The 1030-nt window shown below is 71.4% G+C and carries 1 protein-coding gene and 1 pseudogene; one reads left to right on the top strand and one right to left on the bottom strand.

What is annotated here, in order from left to right:
- Positions 1-344, top strand: a pseudogene (locus tag G6018_RS13340) (TetR/AcrR family transcriptional regulator); the annotation flags it as partial.
- Here the strand turns inward: G6018_RS13340 and G6018_RS13335 are convergent.
- Positions 341-1030, bottom strand: a 690-nt coding sequence (locus G6018_RS13335; protein ID WP_182639865.1) for a DUF4389 domain-containing protein, incomplete at its 5' end; no start/stop codon positions are given. The pseudogene G6018_RS13340 and the gene G6018_RS13335 sit on opposite strands and share 4 nt — an antisense overlap.

The raw sequence follows: 1030 nt of genomic DNA, 5'->3' as shown, positions 1-1030 counted from the left end.
GCGAGGCCGTGCGCGGGATGCTGCTCGGCGCCACCGCACACCCGGAGATCAGCCGCCTCCTGGCCTGGTTGGCCCTGGACGGCGAGGCGGCGTTCCCGCCGATGGTCGACCCGGCCGAACGACCGGCCGCCGCACTGAGGCGTATGACCTCTCCCCCGCCAGCCGGGGACGTCGAGCTGCTCCTGGTCTTCACCGCCGTCTACGCCTGGCCGGTGCTGCGGGGCGCACTTCTGGACACCCTCGACATCCCGGCCGACCAGCGCGAGGAGATCGACGAGCGGCTCGCCGATCTCCTCGCCCGCATGGTGACGGGCCACCGCGACGGCGGGGACGGGACGGACTAGACGGTGGGCCCCTCCGACCCGTGACCGACCGGCCCCTCCGGACCCTGGCCGACCGGGGTCTCCGGACCGTGACCCGCCGGGACCTCCGGCCCGTGACCGACCGGCTCCTCCGGCCCCTGGTCCAGGCGGAACGGAGGGTACTCGTCGCGCAGGAGCAGGACGTACGAACCGACCCGGTACACCCAGCGGTTCAGACCCACGATCAGGTCGAAGAGCCCGGGCAGGTAGCGGCCGGTGAACAGCAACCCGATCGCGGCGATCAGCACGAGCAGGCCCACCAGCGAGATGTTCCACTCGGCGCCCCCGTACTCCGAGGCGCTGGTCAGAGCCGCCCCGCCGCCGGTGAGGATGCCCACGATGAGCAGGTGCGGGATCACGAGCAGCCACCACTTGACCAACACCAGGCCGCGCGAGAGCCGCTCGGGGTAGGCCACGTCCAACTCGGCCGGGTAGTCGGCGGGCGCCAGCGAGAAGGGCGGGTACCGGTCCGTGCCGAGCACGGAGTAGGCGTAGAACCCCACACGCCAGTTCCACCGCAGCACCCCGACGCTGTACATGAACCACGACCGCGGATAGCGACCGGTGAACAGCACGACCAGGCCCGCGGCGATGGTGGTGACCACCAGCGCGAACCACAGCAGCGCGATGACGATGTAGTGCGGGATCGCCAGCAGCCACTTGATCAG

It is taken from the genome of Dietzia sp. DQ11-44 (genome assembly GCF_014145205.1).
GTDB classification, from domain to species: domain Bacteria; phylum Actinomycetota; class Actinomycetes; order Mycobacteriales; family Mycobacteriaceae; genus Dietzia; species Dietzia natronolimnaea.
The sequence above is the reverse complement of the archived record's forward strand: the minus strand, read 5'-3'. Positions and strand labels throughout refer to the sequence as shown.